Genomic DNA, 1,189 nt, shown 5'->3' with positions numbered 1-1,189 from the left:
TTGTATGGATAATTCCTGCCGTGTTTGGGTAAATTGAGGCCCACCCCCAGTGGCCGCTGGGGGCCTTCATGCAGCAGCTCGATGATGGCAGGCTCCTCATTCGAGAGACCGGTAACCAGTGCGTAGCGCTGCATGACTCTCAAGCGATAACTCGAACAGTCATCGGGGCCTCGAGCCCGTATAGCAAGGCAGAGTCAGCTTATTATGAACAGCACCCAAATCCAAACCTCAGTCAATATCGGTGTCGACGTTGGTAAAGCCAACCTTGATATCGCCCTCCATCCTTCCGGGCAGTTTTATTCAATTCCCAACAGCGAAGCCCACATTTGCCGGTTCGTAAAGATCCTCAAAAACTACGACATTGAACGCATCGTGGTGGAAGCTACAGGGCGGCATGAGCATGCCCTGGTTCAGGCCTGTAATCAGGCCGGCTTACCCATCATTGTCGTTAACCCGGTCAGTGTCAGGCGCTATGCCCAGGCCATCGGCGTGCTCGCCAAAACCGACCGGATTGATGCCCAGGTGATTGCAAAGTATGCCGCCACGCTGAAGCCGGAATTCAGACCCATCCCGGACAAAACATCACAAAAGATCAGAGACTTATTGGCTAGGCGGGCTCAGCTTATGGAGATGTCCACCATGGAGAAGAACCGTCTCCAGATCATGCCGAAACCTCTCCACCGATCCATTAAAAGCCTGCTCAGGATGCTCCAGAGTCAGATTGAAACCGTCACCCGACAGATCGAGCAGGAAGTGGCCAAAGTCGATCACTGGCGTGCCAAATTGGAGATAATGACCAGTGTGCCAGGCGTTGGAAAAGTACTCGCCTATACCTTCCTGAGTGAGCTGCCGGAGCTCGGCTCGCTGAACCGAAAGGAGATTGCCGCACTCGTCGGTGTAGCCCCGATCAACCGGGATAGCGGAAAGCTCAACGGCAAGCGAAGGATACGAGGTGGCCGCCACAGAGTTCGAACCGTGATGTTCATGGCCATGCTCTCATCGATCCAATGCAATCCTGTTTTCAAACGCTTTTACGAACGCCTGAAGGCCCAGGGGAAGATTCCAAAAGTGGCCGTCGTTGCCTGCATGCGAAAGATGATTGTGGTGCTCAATACCATGATCAAGAACCAAGAGCCGTGGCGTGAAAATATGGCTTAATATATGTGATTGACACCACAGTCACTGGTTA

The 1,189-nt window shown here is 53.1% G+C and carries 1 protein-coding gene; it reads left to right on the top strand.

Annotated features, from left to right (window positions below):
• Positions 1–204: 204 nt before the first annotated feature.
• On the top strand, positions 205–1,158 hold the full coding sequence (locus DYI22_RS17280; RefSeq protein WP_213479294.1) for an IS110 family transposase: 954 nt from the start codon (positions 205–207) through the stop codon (positions 1,156–1,158).
• The last annotated feature ends 31 nt before the right edge of the window (positions 1,159–1,189 follow it).

The sequence above is a fragment of the Marinobacter lipolyticus genome, assembly GCF_018424605.1.
Classification (GTDB): domain Bacteria; phylum Pseudomonadota; class Gammaproteobacteria; order Pseudomonadales; family Oleiphilaceae; genus Marinobacter; species Marinobacter lipolyticus_B.
This window is presented reverse-complemented; position numbering and strand designations above follow the sequence as displayed.

Bases quoted from the DNA above. Each gene is read 5' to 3' on its own strand.
- DYI22_RS17280 (WP_213479294.1), top strand. From the start codon at position 205: ATGAACAGCACCCAAATCCAAACCTCAGTCAATATCGGTGTCGACGTT.